The organism is Vibrio makurazakiensis (assembly GCF_050337375.1).
GTDB classification, from domain to species: Bacteria; Pseudomonadota; Gammaproteobacteria; order Enterobacterales; family Vibrionaceae; genus Vibrio; species Vibrio makurazakiensis.
The window spans coordinates 1-17,177 of sequence record NZ_JAKJSW010000089.1 but is presented as its reverse complement, the minus strand read 5'-3'; the positions used below and the strand labels follow the sequence as shown (position 1 = coordinate 17,177).

Sequence of the window (17,177 nt, the reverse complement as noted above, 5' to 3'; positions counted from 1 at the left end):
CCATCATTGCTAATTCCGCAGTCAATACATAAGGTAAAAAGTGCAGATAAAAAGTAACGTCGTAAGCACTAACTGGCGCAATAGATGTTAAAAAGTAAATAATTGGGCAAGCTAAAAAGATTACGTTCCAAATTGCAGACAAATTCGACCAAAAGCTCGCGCTATACATAAGCTTTTGCTTTAGGTTTAACCCTTTTCTAAATATTGGGTTGTCGTTCATAAATATATCGATTGAACCGCCAGAATACTTAAAACGCTGCACCGTCCAGGTTTGAAGATCTTGAGGTGAAAGCATTTTACTTTCTACCTGAGGATGAGTTACCGATCGCCAGCCTCGTTCACTGTCTGAATGCAACACAATAGAAGTATACAGGTCTTCAGAAACATGAAATTTATAGGGTGTAAATTCAGTATCAAATAAGATTTCATTTCTTAAACTTTCGGAAATCGTAGAATCGACCTTCTTCTCTTTGGTCAGTCGACGAATTTGCTTTTCAACTTCATCTTGTTCATTAGTAATTTGCTCGGCATACGCTCGAAGCGCAGCTTCCATTACCGCTTCTCGCCTATGAATAGATCCAGCTCCACAACAAAATGAAGCATTTGCCCAGTTTCTACGACGCTGAATCACGTCATAAAACATTTGAGGGTCATTAACAAACGGATCTTCACCTAAGGTAACGGGGCCATAAAATTTCTCGACACCTTTACCAAAAGGAGCGGCCCAACGTCCAAGTTTACGCGACAAAAACTCAGGAAGCCTTTCCCCTTCGGGTAAATCAAAGAACCATTGTGGTGTTTGAACCCATGCAACTTTAGGATCTCTAAAGTAGCCTAGTGTATTCTCTAAAATGGTTGGAAATGGCCTTGTATCCGCATCACAAATAACAACAAAATCACCGTACGTTTGCTCCATAGCGTTACGTAGGTTACCTGCTTTAAAGCCGATATTCCCTTCACGAGCGATATACCCAACACCCATTTCGTCCGCCATCATTTTCATTTCAGGACGGTCACCATCATCCAATATGAATATTTGAATGTTGATATCATGCGGGTATCTGATCTTCTGAGCATCAAGGATACTTAATTTAACTAACTCAGGTTCTTCATCATAACTGGGGAAAAACACATCGACATTAATCGGTCTGTTTTCATCCGTTTGCTCAACACACTCTGCAATTTTAAAAGGAGGGGCTTTACGCGGTTCGTCTTTCACTTTCCATAAGTTAACCGTGAATAATATAGACCCGATAAACGCACATGACTCAGCGAAAGCCAGAGGGAGGGAGAACCACAATGCATCGTAATTTAATGCGAAGCTCCAGCGCCACCACAAATACCAAATGCCAAGGGTTAAGTTACATGTTGCTAAATATTGATACAGCAATTCACGAGGAATACTGTGAGGCACTGGCTCTGGCGGAACACGATGCTCAAACTGTTTGAAATAGTGGTCCATTAATTATTCTCCCGTAATCCTTTAAGGAACTAATCAGACGTATTAGTGATTATTTAGTTGGTGTAGTTTGATCACTTTGAACTGATGACAACATCTGCTTCATCGATGCCTGATCCAACTGCTTGGTTAACAAGAACGTATTCTTCGGCGATTCGCTGATCAGCTTCACGGTATCCATCAGGCTTGAAACGATTAGGAAACCTCTCCCAGAAACACCCCAGGTACTTTCATCTTCTGGATCTGCTTCGACGAACTCTTTTGAGAGCTCTTTCGTAAGAGCCTGTTCTGTCATGCCTTCACCGTAGTCATACACTTTCATCGTCATGGTTCCAGCGTCACCCTCTAACTGAAAAGTACAACCCAATCCGATAGGTTTGCCTTCTTGATAATGGTAGGCATGTATGAACGCATTGTTGACCATTTCAACAACGCACAACTCTAGTTGTGTAACAAGACCAACGGATAGACCTAGGTCCAACCAATACTGATTAATGTCTTCAGATGCCAAGCGTGAAGCATCAAGAGAGCTGCTGTATTCCTTGCTGAACTCGGTCAGAACTTGTGATGTCATGGGTAGCTCCATTATTCGTTACATAGCGTTTAACATATCGGATACGCGATTATGGTTCGCTTTGCAGCGCAAATTGCTCCAGTTGGCATCACTATGACTCTTACCTTCATGACCAATACTGTAATTACCAAAAATCGTTTGGGAGTCTACCTGAGCATTATCGTGTACATGTATGTAATCGAAAATCAGTGACTCTTTGACATGACTTTCTCTATCAAGAACACAGTTCGCCCCTATCAAAGCTGGACCCGTGATCTTCGCGCCATCATCTATTTTGCAACCACTACCAATTACAACGGGAGGTTCAATGTGGCATTTATTCAAATCGACAACGGTGTTGATCCCAACCCATATCCCGGCACGGATCTGAGTTCCAGGGATACGATAGCCAGGTACTTTTCCGTCTAATATATCTCTTGTTACTTCCCAAATATCAGAGATATTGCCGACGTCTAACCATTGAAATTTCATGTCTATAGCGTAGAAAGGTACGTGTAAAGCAACTAAAAGCGGGAACAATTCACTCCCGATATCGAACTCGCCCTCTTTGGGAATATAATCAAAGATCGCAGGCTCGAAAATATAGATACCCGTATTAATTTGATTAGAAAGCGCATCTTCTCGATTCGGCTTTTCTTGGAAGTTAGTCACCCTTCCCAGCYCATCAGTAACCACTACACCATATTTTTCAACATCTTCCGGTAGCACTTTCTTAGTCACGATCGTCGCAATACCACCTAAGCGTTTGTGCTGCTTTACGGCTTCCGTTAAATCTAGGTCAACCCAAGCATCACCACATACCACGACAAACGTTTCATCAAAAAATCCTGAGAACTGTTGTACCTTTTGCATGCCACCAGCCGAACCTAACGCCTGACTAACATGCTCTCCATTCTGTGTCGTCCCTTCATAGGAATAAGAAAGTTGAACATCAAAATGGTGACCATCGCCAAAGTAGCCTTCGATCACTTCTGCCAGGTGACTCGTATTAATAACAATCTTGTTAATATTATGATGGGCGAATAGCTCAATCATCGATTCCATCACGGGCTTGCCTAAAATCGGGATCATCGGCTTTGGTATCGATTGTGTAATAGGACGCACACGAGTGCCCTTTCCTGCGGCTAATATCATTCCTTTCATAATGGCCCCTACACTGTCGTCGCTACTGCATCTTCTACACTGTCATAAGTTTTGATCAATCGGTCCATGCGAGTAAGTTTCAAAAGATCCAATACAGGTTTTTGTGCATTCGCGACACTGATCTGTTTGTCACGTAGCAACTTATAGACACCCATAACCGCACCTAAACCACTGCTATCCATAAACTTCACTTTGCTAATATCCAAAACAACGCTCGGAGAAAGTTCATTCATTATGGATTCAATTTGATTCCTAAATTCAGGTGCCAGTTTCGCGTCGAATCGCTCTTCATTTATTTGAAAAACTGTGCTGTTGCCTTGTTTACTAATCTCATATTGCATTGTTCTTTTCCTTCTATTGAACCTTTCCATTCAGCGACAAGTACGCTGACATCATCGTCAAAGCAATCAGATTTCTGCCAATCTTTAACAGCTTTAACAACTAACTCTGTTTGTTGCTGAGTCGGATATCGGTTAACCGACTCTATCGTTTTCATTAGTCCTTCTTCAGAAAACTGTTCTGTATTCATTTGGGCTTCTGTAATCCCATCTGAATAGAACCAAATTTTGTCGCCAGCTTCTAACTGCACGATGGAAGACTGGTAATCAACATCTTCAAATGCGCCAACAACAAAGTTATCGTGGCCGATCAACTCGGCGTGACCATGTTCACTGTGATACCAAACTAGAGGCGGATGACCCGCACAACAGTAAGACATTAAACCGGTTTGAGTATTTAGAACGGCGTAGATCATGGTGAAATAAAGTAAATTGCTGTCGCCACTCATGTACATCTGATTCAGCTTTTCAATGACTTCTTCGGGAGAGTTGATCTCGATCCCGTTCGCAGTTTCTCGCGAAACAATGGAAGCGCTGCCAGAAACAACAGATAAGCTTTGCTGTACAGAAAAAGACATCAGCGCGGACGAAACGCCATGGCCAGCGACATCTAATAAGTAGAAAGCAACATGATTTGGATCCAGTTGCATGTAGCCCAGCATATCCCCACCGATTTGGGCGCTAGGAATAGAAATATAGCTAAGCTCTACACAGGAAAATGAGCGAGTTTTAGGTAAAAGATGACGGATAAGATCACTAGCAGAATCTAGGTCTTGTTTCATGGTGTCGTAGGCAGAATCAAGCTCTGTATTTTTAACCAGAAGCTCGTTATGTAGATCTAGGTTTCTAAAGCCAGCTCGAATACGCGCATCTAATTCATCGACTGAGGTTTGTTTGTCGACAAAGTCATCAGCACCAGAATCAATTCCGTTAATGATCGACTCTTTATCGTTTTTAGCAGATAGCAGCACAAAGAAAATATAACGACGATATTCATTAGATTTCAGTGTTTTACATAGGGTTACACCACTCATTCCAGGCATAACCCAATCACTTAGTACAAATTGAATACTTTCGTTCTCGACTAAAATCTGAAGAGCTTCTTCTCCACTAGTTGCCGTCGTGACATGGTAGCCACGCTTTCGCAATACCGCGCCCATATAAATAAGCATGGTTTGATTGTCATCAACCAATAGAATTTCTTTCATGCCTAGCCTTTTATTATTATTTGCTTTTTTTGCTGACGCATTTAAGCAATTTGTTTAATATTAGATTAGACTCATCCAGTAGCAATGCAAACAGTTTCTTAATAAAATCATAAGGCTTGTTCTATTATCGTGTTCGACTTAACACTATGACCTACGGTTTACTATCAAATCCAACACTTGTAAAAACTCTTTCTTGGGGGGTAGTCAGTTGCATTCCGATAAATTTAGTCTACGCCGATGAATTCTATGAACAATCGGGACAACATGCTCCCAGCCCAACTTCCAGTGCTATCTCGGCACAGAGTCACAACCTACACCAGGAAGCATCTGAAGATGATGAATTAGATTTAATTTGGGCTGGGGTCTCTAGCTCTTTCTCATTCCCTATGAATGAACTCGAAGAACAAGAAAACTGGTTGCAAGGGTTGAGTGGAAACATCGGCTTTAATCTTCCTATCGATCAATCTGACGCAGCAAACATTCCTTCTGGAAGTACAAATGGCCCTACCAATTACAACACAACAGCCACCCTTTCTTTAAAATATACGATTGCCGGCAGTTGGTTTGTTTCGACAAGCTTTTATCACTATCTGGACAAGGATCAAAAACAAGATTGGAACCCTGATTTCACGTACGTTTTTGGGTATAGCGACTGGAGACCTTATACATTTAGCCTAGTGTATTCAAACTATGGTGGTAACCGTTTCTCGCCTAGTGACGGAGGAAATCGAACAGAGTTCAACCAAGGGACGTGGGCTTTAGGTTGGAAGTTTCCTATCACTTCTCCTTTCAAAGAGTGGCTTAGCTTTACTGAAGACGGCGCTATTGGCTGCCAAGTCGATTTCAATCTAACGCCAGAGTACTTTGATTTAGAAAGTATCAGCTACCTTCAGAACCAAAAAACACTAAGTTTAGGCTGTAAATATTCGATATATGGTAATTGGTATATCAACGGAACCGGTTTTTACTACTTTGACCGTGAGCATCGACAACCGTGGAACCCAGATTTTACATATGGCTTTGGGTACTTTGACTGGCGCCCCGGAACTATCACCCTTCAATACAATAACTATTCTGGTAATCGGTGGAATCCTAGCCACCGCCCTTCTGATACTGGTCACGTCAAAAATGGTTCAATAACACTAGCTTACAGTTTCACATTTTAAACACTGTGTACTGGAAAATCTCCACTCTCATATTAAACTAGTTTTATACAACTAGACTCTCATGTTTATCATCATGAGTGCTGCTCATAAGAGGGATATATATGAATGGAACAAAGCACGATGACATCATCACCGGCACCTCAGAAGACGACTCTATCAACAGCCGAAGCGGGAATGACCAAATATCAACTTTAGCCGGTGATGACTTCGTTGCTGCTGGCGAGGGAAGCGACCATGTAATTGCTGGATCTGGCAATGATACTGTTCTAGGGGATGTGGAATACCCTGTAGAAGACTCTGCTCCAACTCAACCGAGTACCGACGATTCATGGGGCTCGGCACAAACTGTTTACCAATTCAGCCCCAATGTAGACGCAGAACAAGTCGAACATAGTATTAAGCTGAACAATTATGCGGTTAACCAAGTGGTTCAGACAACCACAACGGTTTGCGGATTAAACCAAGACTCAACGGTTACTGTTCAATTAATGGATGCCAATGGTACTCAGATCGCCCTTCAAACAGCTCAAGTTGATGACAATGGACAGATCATCGTCGAAATAGACATTCCAGAATCACAACTACCTACTGATTCGGAAATCACGTTCAATCTGTTAGATGAAAACGATCAAACCATCACACAATTTGATCAGCTTGATGTCGAAGTACGAAATGTCTACAACGATACCCTTGAGGGTGGAAGCGGTGACGACATTCTAAAAGGCCAACAAGGTAACGACACTCTGCTAGGTGGAGAAGGTAATGACTTTTTAGATGGTGATATCAATGATGACACCCTTTCTGGTGGCAGTGGCGATGATGTTTTAGTCGGAGGAAACGGTGAAGATAAGCTATACGGTGGTGAAGGTAGCGACACTTTACTCGGATCAGATGGCGATGACCTCCTTCACGGCAATGAAGGCAATGACCTACTCATGGGTGAACTAGGAAATGATGAAATCCACGGTGGTTTAGGTGAAGACACGCTCATTGGTGATGACGGTAACGACACACTTTACGGCGGTGAAGGCGCTGATAAGCTATTCGGGGGTAAAGGTACAGATGTGCTTAGTGGTAATACCGGCAATGACGAAATTCACGGTGAGCAAGGAAACGACAGCATTTCCGCCGGAGAAGGTGATGATTTTGTGTTGGGTGGTACCGGTGACGATGTAATCAGTGGCGATCAGGGTAACGACCTACTTCTAGGTGGAGATGGTGCCGATCAAATAGAAGGTGGCCTAGGTGACGATACATTAGTTGGAGAGCTAGGCAATGACCAACTGATCGGTGGGAAAGGTAACGATACGATTTACGGCGATGATGGTGACGACGATATCTCCGGTGGTTTTGGAGATGATCAATTATTCGGTGGCAAAGGCAACGATACGATTGAAGGTAACGAAGGGCACGATGTCATTCACGCCAATGAGGGAGCTGATGTCATAGATTCTGGTGCTGGCGACGACACTATTTATGCGGGTTCAGGCGACGATTATATTCAGTCTGGTGGCGGTTCAGACACCATTTTTGGCGAGTCAGGAAATAATACGATTGTATCTGGTATTGGTGACGACACCGTCTATGCTAACGACGGACATGACTCTATTGATTCAGGCGAAGGTAACGACACCATTTATGCAGGTGCAGGTAACAACCAAATCCTAGCATCTTCAGGAGATGACTTGATTTATGCAGAAGGTGGTGACGATATCATCGACTCAGGGATTGGTAACGACACTATATATTCTGGAGATGGCAATAACACCATTACTGGCGGCTTAGGTAACGATACCTCTTTTTCAGGTTCAGGTGACGACCAAATATCACTGGGATCCGGTGACGACAAAGCATTTGCTGGAGCAGGCAGCGATGTCATCAATTCAGGACAAGGGAACGATCAAGTATTTGCTGGGGGCGGTGACGATATTATTGAAGGCGACGCGGGTAATAACCAACTGTTCGGCGAAGGCGGCAATGATGTTATATCTGCAGGTGCCAATGCTAGTGAACTCTACGGTGGTGCTGGTAATGATAGCCTCACAGGTTCAACTGAAGATGACCAACTATTTGGTGGTTCCGGTAATGACGTAATCCAAGCTGGTCTTGGAAACGACACCGTATTCGCGGGCGCAGGCCAAGACAACATTGATACAGGCAGCGGTAATGACACTATTTTTGGAGAATCTGGCACCAATACTATTGTATCAGGGACAGGAAACGACACTGTATATGGTGGTATTAACCAAGACAACATAACACTCGGTGAAGGTAACGACTCGACCTATGCGGGGGCTGGTGATGATCAGATCGATGGCGGCGTTGGTGATGACCATCTAGATGCTGGTAGCGGTGATGACTTTGTTCAAGGCGGCGCTGGTAATGATGCTATCTTCGGAGGTGCTGGTAATGACGAATTAGTTGGCGGTGCGGGTTATGACTTTATCGACGGTGGAGCCGGTGATGATCGCATTCAAGATGATGGGCAAGATACCATCCTTGGCGGCAAAGGCAATGACACACTAACGGCTGCAAGTACCGGCAGTCATCAAATCTACGGTGGTGATGGCAACGATACTCTGATTGGTAGTGACAAAGCCGATACCCTATATGGGGGAGCTGACGACGATACAATCACCGGAGGAGCTGGAGATGACAATCTTTTTGCCGGTGACGGAACAGATACAATTAATAGTGGTACGGGTAACGACACTGTTTTTGGTGAGGCTGGAATAAATACCATAAACTTAGGTCAAGGTGACGATACTTTATATGGTGGAGTCGGTTCAGACATTACCTCAGGCGGTGTAGGCAACGATACTCTATATGGTGGAGACGGCAGAGACGATCTTTCCGGTGACGAAGGTACTGACCTCATTGATGGTGGTAAAGGAAACGACACTATTTCTGGAGGAACAGGCGCAGATCTACTATTCGGGGGTGACGGCAATGACTCTATCTCAGGTGGCAACGACGATGACCAACTCTATTCCGGTTCAGGTGACGATACATTAGAAGGTAATCTAGGTGACGATAAACTTGTCGCTGAAGGTGGGAAAAATACCCTTATAGGTGGTGAAGGCAATGACACCCTACTCGGCGGGAGTGGCGCCGACAACTTGCAAGGTGGCGACGGAGATGATTACTTAGAAGACGCCTCTAATTCCAATACCATTGATGGCGGTAGCGGTAACGATCATATTAAAGCCTCTGGAGACAACAACACTATTTTGGGTGGTGCAGGCATTGATCACATTGAAATCACGGGACAAGGTAACAACAATATTGATGGTGGTACCGGAGACGACACTATTGTCGTAGAGGCTGGTGCTGCCAATATTCAGGGTGGCTCAGGTAACGATAGTATTACAGTATCAGGGGGAGCCAGTATCGTTTCTGGTGGAGATGGGCACGATACTATTCAAACAGCGTCCGGCGCCGACCAACTAAACGGTGGAGAAGGCAACGACCACCTGACTTCAGGTGCAGGTAACGATACCCTAAGTGGCGGTTCCGGTAATGACAAACTCTACGCTGGTGACGGTGATGACCTGGTGGCTGGCGGTATAGGAAATGATACTGCGTATGGACAAAGTGGTCACGATACCCTTTCTGGCGGCGAAGGTAACGACTACCTTTCTGGAGGTTCAGGTAATGATACTCTTCGAGGTGATGCTGGAAACGATACATTAAAAGGTGACTCTGGGGCTGATACACTTTGGGGAGGAGCTGGTGACGACAAACTGTATGGTGGAGGCTCATCAGATGTACTTTATGGCGAAGATGGTGCTGACCAGCTATCCGGGAATGGAGGCGATGATATGATTTATGGTGAAGAAGGTGATGATAAGCTGGCAGGCGGATCAGGTGAAGACTACCTATCTGGTGGTGATGGCAATGACCAAATTTCAGGCAACGACAACGCAGATACTCTCGATGGTGGCCATGGTAACGATTCCCTATCAGGGGACAAAGGTAACGATACGCTTTACGGACAAACAGGTAACGATATTCTAGATGGTGGTGAAGGTATCGACCGGTTGTTCGGCGGCGCTGGTGATGACGTACTCGTATTCGACTCTAGTGAAATAAACACTGGAAGCGATAATATGGTTCACTTTAGCGGGGGAGCTGATTTCGATGTATTACTTGTTGGCGATAGTAACAATGGCCAAATGATAGACATGACCAAAACTGCTTTCCAGGAACTAGAAGGCGTTAAGATCAGCTCCAGTGATACAGACCTTTCTATCGCTTTAGATAAAATAGCAGCCAACAATACGGCGGGTGAAACGTCCGGACAGTTTGTATGTACAGGGGCATCAAGCTTAGACCTTACTGGCTGGGGTTGGACTCTGACAGAAAGTCATATGCAAATGAACGGTTCACTACAAGATATTTATGAAGCCAGTAACATCGACACTGGCTCTCTATTTGGTTATCGATTTGAAAACGATTCAGGCCAAGAAGTGGTTATATGGAGTGAGCTCGATAGCGGAGATATTAACTTCCCAGGCTCCTCATCGGAAGTGTAATGACGAGTTCCGTGTAGCTCGGGCTGTTCACTTAAGTTTGTAATTACCGAGTTCTGATAAGCTGAATAAATAAAAATGCCCACCTATGTGGGCATTGTCTTTTTTAATAAATAGCTCGCTAAACTAAGCCACTAATTACGACTGAACTATTAACCATTTAGTTTTCGATACATAACTCTCTGGTTTTACGACTGATCATCGCATCATTTGAAATGACAAAATGATAGTAATCGGTACTCATATCATTTTTTTGGATGTATGTTCGCATATGGCTAAGCATACTTTTAGCCTGTCCATAACGCTCTAAATACGCTTTATCACAAGTATTAACGACATCAAGGTTCACTTTTAGTGACGCAAAGTTAGACATCAGCTTGTCAACACGCTCGGTATTTTGCTCTTTGAGAGCATTAGACGAATACTCCCCTTCTAGTCTATTCATTTGAAGTTTGAGCTCTTCTTGAGTTTGTTGTTCAAGGCGCTGTTTTTCCAATACCATTTGGCTGTTAACTTCTTCTTTTGCCAATGTAGTTGCTTGCTTTTGTGCTAAGTACTGAGATTTATACTGCTTGCCCGAACGTTTCGCATAATCAAGTTGGCTGATCAGTTCTGAGATGTCTTTTTTTTGCTTAACTATTATCAAGTCACGTCGTTCGATCTCGCTAGTTTGTTCCAGCATTAATGTTTCAAAAGCTAAGTTCTGTTCAAGTATTTCCTGATTCAGGCTATTCACGGTCGTCTTTGCCTGTGCCAGTTGTTCATTTGAACTCTCTAGGCTTATGTTCTTGGAATGTAGTGAGTAACCTAACCCAGCACATGCAAAAACAAGTAAACCACTACAAACATAAGCCCCCTTATTACTCCTTTCCTTCTCAAACATTAGCAGCACTCCTGTATATCTTTGCTCGCCGTTCCATAACACTTTGTTTGGCAGTGAGGGCAAAAGTAAGCATGGCTATCTACTTTCTTATCGCAATGGGGGCAAGGTTTATGCCTACGATCCTGACTAAGAAGAAGTAACACAAACCCGATAGGCCCAAGTACATACCCAAGTAACAACCCTGCTATTGTATTTTTCTTCCATACCCCGACAAAAGTACTTAGCACCATGAAAAACAAATAAAAACTGAGCCAAAATGTCATTGAATCTTCCATCACGACTCCCTCATAGCTCTTGATAAACCGTCACTTAATGGTCCAATTAAATAATCCCACAACGTTCTTTCTTCGATAAGGATTAACACTTCCGTTAGCATTCCCGGGTAAAGTTCAACACCCTGAATAGAGGCCAGAGCTTCCTGATCGAACTTAACTCTGACAAGGTAACCTTGGTCAGATTGTTCATTACCATCCCCTTGAATCACTCGGTCTGCAGAAATATGGGTAACCGTTCCTAGTACAGGTGGAACTCGCCGAGAACTATAAGCGGTAAGACGAATACGAGCTTCTTGTCCTTGCCTAACAACATCTATATCTTTTGGCGGAACGATTGCTTCAACAATCAACTCATCTTGTACTGGTACAATTTCCATTAATGTTTGCCCCGGTCTAACAACACCGCCAACACTGGAAACATTTAGCCCAACGACTCTACCCGCATACTCACTTTTCATTAAAATATGTGAACGGACATCTTCCGCTGCTTTCATTAATTCATGGATATCTCTCAGTTCTTCCTTAACGGTTTTAAGCTGTTGGGAGTAACCACTTTTCAAGTCTAGGACTTGGCTAAGGTAAGATTGGTGAAGGGTATTTAGTTCGCGTTTTGCTACATCAATTACGACCGTAATTTCAGCTAGCTCGGCTTCAATTCTGGCATTATGCCTTTGAAGTTCTAGCATTCTTGTCTTAGACACATATCCCTTCGCGACTAAGCCTTTCGTCATATCTACTTCTTGTCGAACAAGATCGAGCTGAGAACGAATTGCCTTCTTTTGAAATCCATTACCTTTAATTTTTTCTTCATACAAAGAGACTTGCTGCTTATATTGAGAATCGATTAACTGCATTTGTAACAATGCTTGTTGAAATTGAACTTTCTCGCTGTCTTGTATAGGTCGAATGGTAAAAATATCTTGCTCGCGACTCAGTCCTTCAGCCCACTTAATTTCTGGAGATTGACTCTGTAATGCGTCTAAACGAGACTCTTGAGCAAGTAATGAATAATGACGATAAAGAAATCTTCGATAGTCAGCTTCTGCTCTGCTGTCAGTTAGCTCCATTAATGGCTGTCCGACCTCAACGAGATCTCCTTCTTTAACGAAAACCTCTTTAATCCACCCACCTTGTAAATGTTGGATTTGCTTTCTTTTGCTTTCAACAACAACGCTGCCAGAAGCAATGGACGCTGAACTTAATGGGACATTCACTGCCCAAGTTAAAAAGCCGACAACCGATACCATCAAAACGCTAATACCAAATACAATTAAGCTCTTTGTGCTAAAAGTAGATCCCATTTAAACTCCTAGTTACACAGCAGACTTGGCTGTTGTTTGCTGAGGCTCATTTTTTTCGAGGTGTAACCCCAAAAACTGTTCACACGTTCCAGCTTTATGTACTTTCCCGTCTTTTAGCTCCATTACCCAATCCATTTGTCGTAAGAAGCCAGGCCTATGACTGATCATCACTACCGTTATGCTGTTTTCTTTACAATATTGAAGAACTATAGCTAGAGCGGTTTCACCCTCAGGATCTAGGTTCGAATTTGGTTCATCTAAAATCAGTAATTTGGGGTTAGAAAATATCGCTCTCGCTAATCCGATTCGCTGCTTCTGTCCCCCAGATAACAGCACCCCTCCCTCACCGATATAAGTTTCGTAACCTTGAGGTAAACACATAATAAGCTCATGGATACAGGCAAGTTTTGCTGCGTGAATCACCTCTTCATCGCCRCTGTCGGTATAACGACAAATGTTTTGCTTCACCGTCCCTGCAAGTAAACCAACGTGCTGTGGTAAGTAGCCGATATACTGCCCGAACTGGTTCTGATCCCATTTTTCAATGGTGGCGCCATCGATCATAATTTCTCCCATCGACGGTTTATGGATGCCCATAATCATGCTTGCCAACGTGGATTTGCCAGACCCCGAATTCCCCATAATTGCTAATGCACTACCAGCGCCTAATTTGAAATTAATACCCTGCAAGGTCGGAGTTTGTCTTCCTGCTAGTTYCAAACTCACATTATTGAACTTCAATTCACCTTTAGGTTTAGGTAATAAGGTCTTAGATAGAGATGTCGACTCTTCACAAGATACTTTTAGGCGCTTCCACGCGTTAAAAGCGCCATACCATGATTTCCAGCCACTTACGGCTTGCTCAAATGGACTCAATACTCGCCCGATCAAAATTGAGCTTGCGATAACCGCCCCTGTCCCTATTTGTTGCTGCAAAGCCAGGTATACACCAACAGTCAAAACCAGCACTTGTAATAATGTTCGCGCATAGCGACTGATGGTCATCAGTAACCCAGTGCGAGAATTTACCTTCCACTGAAGCTCTAACAGTTCTACATTCTTTTTATTCCATGTAGCGCCAATATTTTCACTCATGCCCATCGCTTTTAGCGTCGGCGCATTTCTTAGGAAGTCGTTAAGCTCCATATTGAGCTGAGAGTTGGTTCTCATATCCGATTCGCTTAGCGCCTTTCCACCAAACATCATCAGTAACGCCAATATAGAGAACACCGTAACACCCAGAATTGCGACAAGCCCAATGTACGGATGAAAGAAAAATAGGAGCAAAAGGAAAAACGGCGTCCAAGGAAGATCAAGAATTGAAGATGTTGAAGGAGAAACCAAAAAGTTTCGTAACGTGGATAGATCTTGCAAAGGCTGTTTTTCGATCCGATTAGTTTGGGAGGAATTACTAATGCTTTGTGATAACAATTGACCACTCAAGCTAGTATCCAACTTGAGGGCAGAACGCTGAAGCAGCATGGTACGTATGTGCTCTAACAATGCTTGAGAAGTAATTAAGAAAACGGTTATTCCGAGCAATGCAACCAGTGTATCTAAGCTCCCGCTACTCACGACACGATCAAACAACTGCAAGCTATAGATAGGAACCGCAAGAACTAACATGTTGATGCCACAACTAAATAATACAGCAGCCCAAATCTCTTTTTTTACTGTATCAAAATACTGAGTTTGCTCTTTCACTCACACCACCAAGTAAACCAAGTTGCATAATAATATACAATCAAGTGTAGTCAATCATTAAGCACTTTATTGCTTAATGATTGATTTCTAATTTGATAGTGAGTTTTATGTGAAACTAAGCTTGTTATGGTGAGAGGTAAACGTCGGTATACATACAAAAACGCTTAACTGAGGCTATAAAGCTTACTGATTTCATACCCTGTGGCTACATCTCTGTGGCTTTCTTTAATAACCCAATTAATCGGGTTTCGAACCCAGGGTTGGGGGTCTGCCGCCGGGAAATCATTAACAACTCTTAATCCTGCGACATCAAGCCCTAACTCTTGGCATGTTTTGATACAGCGAGATGCATGCCAAGCCTGTGCGACCACTAAGACCTTTCGTCCATATTGATTATTCTTGCCGCCTTGATGAGCAGAACCTGCGGCTTTTAACGCAACTTCATAAGTCGTCTGATATTCATCACACTCAATACTGGCAATTGGAAGCATAGGTAGGTGACTGGCTATCTCTTGTTGAATATACAAGTTCTTTGTTGGATCCAGTAAATAGAGCTGATTAACTATCTCTGAGAGTTGACGATTAACCCTTGAACTATCGCCAAATGAAAAGGCGATGACAGAATCAACATCGCTTATTGCACCAAAATCATGAAGGAAGCAAGGTTCATTTAAGAGATAACGTTGAACTCTTTTCTTTGAACGATCACTGAGAGCATATTGGAACTGAAGATATTCATACTTGAGCTCAGCATGACAAGAAAGAGGCTGTGGCTTATAAGCATCGGTGTAAGTTAGAAAGTCATAAAAATAGCGCATAACAACCGTTCTCAGCTAGAGGGAAGTAAAAAATTAAGCCAGTACTGTTCGTTGTTATACTTATATTAAACACGGTGCATTCGCTAATTTCAACCTAATTGTCTGTTTTATCAGCACCGTAATTAATATAAAAATCAAACCTAGCGCACTGCGTTTATTCTCGCATTTAAATATTCATGTATTATCATTAACTTAGAATGACCATATGAGCTTAATTACACAGTATGACACTAAGATTATTTCCTCAGCACTTATCGACTTGGCGGGCGACTTACGCACTGTTACTCGCATCGCCATGGGCGTTCGCTGAGTCAGAAAATGTTAGCTTCTATGGAAAACGTGGGGTCGTAATCGAAAAAGAGGAGCAACGGCAAGCTGTCGAATTCCACCGCAGAGCGATAGCTCCACCCATCACGGAAGAGCTAGATATTGAACCTACACAAAATGACGATAGAGAAAGCGTTACTATACAAACTTATGCCCTATCTCGTAATGAGCAGTTGCTCGCTAAAAAGGCTCAATATTACTTCGACAAAAACTGGCGATCTCAAACAGGGCTATGGGATTCGGTTCGTGGCTACCCACACGCTACCATGTGGGACATTGCAAGTGGGATTGCAGCAACACTCGCGTTAGAAGCGCTCGATATGAAATCAGAGGAAAAAACGCTATACGAGCTAACAAAGACACTCGATTCATTGAAGAAAATGCCTTTATACAATAATCAATTGCCGAATCGTGAATACAGTACCAAAACAGCCCTCCCTTCAGGCCTTTTAAGCCAAACAAGCAGTAACGGTAATGGTTGGTCTGCACTCGATATTGGGCGCCTGTTGATCTGGCTAAATATCTTACAAGAGTCCCACCCTTCACTATCGCCTACAATCAATCAAATCATCGACAAATGGCAACTCAAACGAGCCGTTCATAAAGATACGCTTTATGGTGCAAAGCTATACAAAGGTCGAGAATATTATCGACAGGAGGGGCGACATGGGTATTTACAATATGCGAGTAAAGGCTTTCAACTATTCGGGTTTGATATCGACTCAACGAAAACTGATGTTCATTTAGACTCGATAAAAATAGATGGCATTTCCCTTCGTAAAGACAAGCGCAACGTACCTTTTTTCACCAGTGACCCTTATATATTAAGCGCTCTTGAATATGGTGAAAATAAAGACTGGAATCAGCTTGATTCTATCTACCAACTCCATAAGAACGTCTGGGAAAACGATCAACAGTTAGTCAGCTTTGGTGAGGACGCCATGGATAAGAACCCTTGGTTTGCTTACAACAATATTTATTACTACAACAAACCTTGGACTAGTGTCAGCTCAGGCGGTAAGCCCATAGAAAACCCTCAACAGTTCAGTCATAAAATTGCGTATGGGTTCAGTGTACTATTCAACGACTCATTCAGTGAAAGCCTTGCCCAGAACGTATTAGATAAAAATCTATCTTTTCGAAGCATTTCAACGGGAATCTACGAAGATGGCGGCAGTAATATAGCATTTAACATTAACACCAACTCCCTCGTGCTCGTCGCCTTGTGGTACAAAACCGCCAATAAACAGCCAATCCTTAGTGCTATAACCGAATCAGACGAAACGAGTAATTAAACCTACAGCGCTCCAATCTATTTTCTTATCTTTGAGCCCTCAATTCAGCAACCCAACTCTTCAACATTTACCTAAAATAACTAGCATCAAAGAAAACCAAAGAATCCACAAAACATGTGCCACATCAATAGTTGACTAATTTACTCTGGTATTA

The 17,177-nt window shown here is 42.9% G+C and carries 12 protein-coding genes; 3 read left to right on the top strand and 9 right to left on the bottom strand.

Annotation, left to right across the window (positions count from 1 at the left end; translation table 11 throughout):
* The 5 genes from L4C33_RS11740 to L4C33_RS11720 form a co-directional block, all read right to left on the bottom strand.
* Positions 1-1,462: glycosyltransferase family 2 protein (locus tag L4C33_RS11740; protein WP_428812618.1), on the bottom strand; the 1,462-nt coding region annotated here is incomplete at its 3' end.
* A 49-nt stretch (positions 1,463-1,511) separates the two neighbouring features.
* On the bottom strand, positions 1,512-2,033 hold the full coding sequence (locus tag L4C33_RS11735; RefSeq protein ID WP_428812617.1) for an ATP-binding protein: 522 nt from the start codon (positions 2,031-2,033) through the stop codon (positions 1,512-1,514).
* 18 nt (positions 2,034-2,051) lie between these two features.
* Entirely contained in the window at positions 2,052-3,176 is a 1,125-nt protein-coding gene (locus L4C33_RS11730; RefSeq protein WP_428812616.1) for a nucleotidyltransferase family protein, read from the bottom strand.
* Positions 3,177-3,184: 8 nt separating this feature from the next.
* A complete protein-coding gene (locus L4C33_RS11725; protein WP_428812615.1) occupies positions 3,185-3,517 on the bottom strand; it encodes an STAS domain-containing protein in 333 nt (110 codons plus the stop codon).
* On the bottom strand, positions 3,469-4,722 hold the full coding sequence (locus L4C33_RS11720) for a SpoIIE family protein phosphatase (RefSeq protein WP_428812614.1): 1,254 nt from the start codon (positions 4,720-4,722) through the stop codon (positions 3,469-3,471). The genes L4C33_RS11725 and L4C33_RS11720 overlap by 49 nt, the downstream gene beginning before the upstream one ends.
* A gap of 146 nt (positions 4,723-4,868) precedes the next feature.
* On the opposite strand from L4C33_RS11720, the gene L4C33_RS11715 reads away from it, so the two are divergent.
* Positions 4,869-5,888 (top strand): hypothetical protein, encoded by a 1,020-nt coding sequence (locus L4C33_RS11715; protein WP_428812613.1) that lies wholly within the window; start codon positions 4,869-4,871, stop codon positions 5,886-5,888.
* A gap of 101 nt (positions 5,889-5,989) precedes the next feature.
* Positions 5,990-10,423: a beta strand repeat-containing protein gene (locus tag L4C33_RS11710; protein ID WP_428812612.1), complete on the top strand. Its 4,434-nt coding sequence runs from the start codon at positions 5,990-5,992 to the stop codon at positions 10,421-10,423.
* A 157-nt stretch (positions 10,424-10,580) separates the two neighbouring features.
* Here the strand turns inward: L4C33_RS11710 and L4C33_RS11705 are convergent, their stop codons facing one another.
* The 4 genes from L4C33_RS11705 to L4C33_RS11690 all read right to left on the bottom strand — a co-directional run bounded on the left by L4C33_RS11705 (position 10,581) and on the right by L4C33_RS11690 (position 15,401).
* A complete protein-coding gene (locus tag L4C33_RS11705) occupies positions 10,581-11,303 on the bottom strand; it encodes a hypothetical protein (RefSeq protein WP_428812611.1) in 723 nt (240 codons plus the stop codon).
* 274 nt (positions 11,304-11,577) lie between these two features.
* On the bottom strand, positions 11,578-12,879 hold the full coding sequence (locus L4C33_RS11700) for an HlyD family type I secretion periplasmic adaptor subunit (RefSeq protein WP_428812610.1): 1,302 nt from the start codon (positions 12,877-12,879) through the stop codon (positions 11,578-11,580).
* A 12-nt stretch (positions 12,880-12,891) separates the two neighbouring features.
* The gene (locus L4C33_RS11695) at positions 12,892-14,583 is read right to left on the bottom strand and encodes a type I secretion system permease/ATPase (protein ID WP_428812609.1); all 1,692 of its coding nucleotides are present in this window, start codon (positions 14,581-14,583) and stop codon (positions 12,892-12,894) included.
* Positions 14,584-14,747: 164 nt separating this feature from the next.
* A complete protein-coding gene (locus L4C33_RS11690; protein ID WP_428812608.1) occupies positions 14,748-15,401 on the bottom strand; it encodes a hypothetical protein in 654 nt (217 codons plus the stop codon).
* 224 nt (positions 15,402-15,625) lie between these two features.
* On the opposite strand from L4C33_RS11690, the gene L4C33_RS11685 reads away from it, so the two are divergent.
* Positions 15,626-17,023: a DUF3131 domain-containing protein gene (locus tag L4C33_RS11685; protein WP_428812607.1), complete on the top strand. Its 1,398-nt coding sequence runs from the start codon at positions 15,626-15,628 to the stop codon at positions 17,021-17,023.
* Positions 17,024-17,177 lie beyond the last annotated feature (154 nt).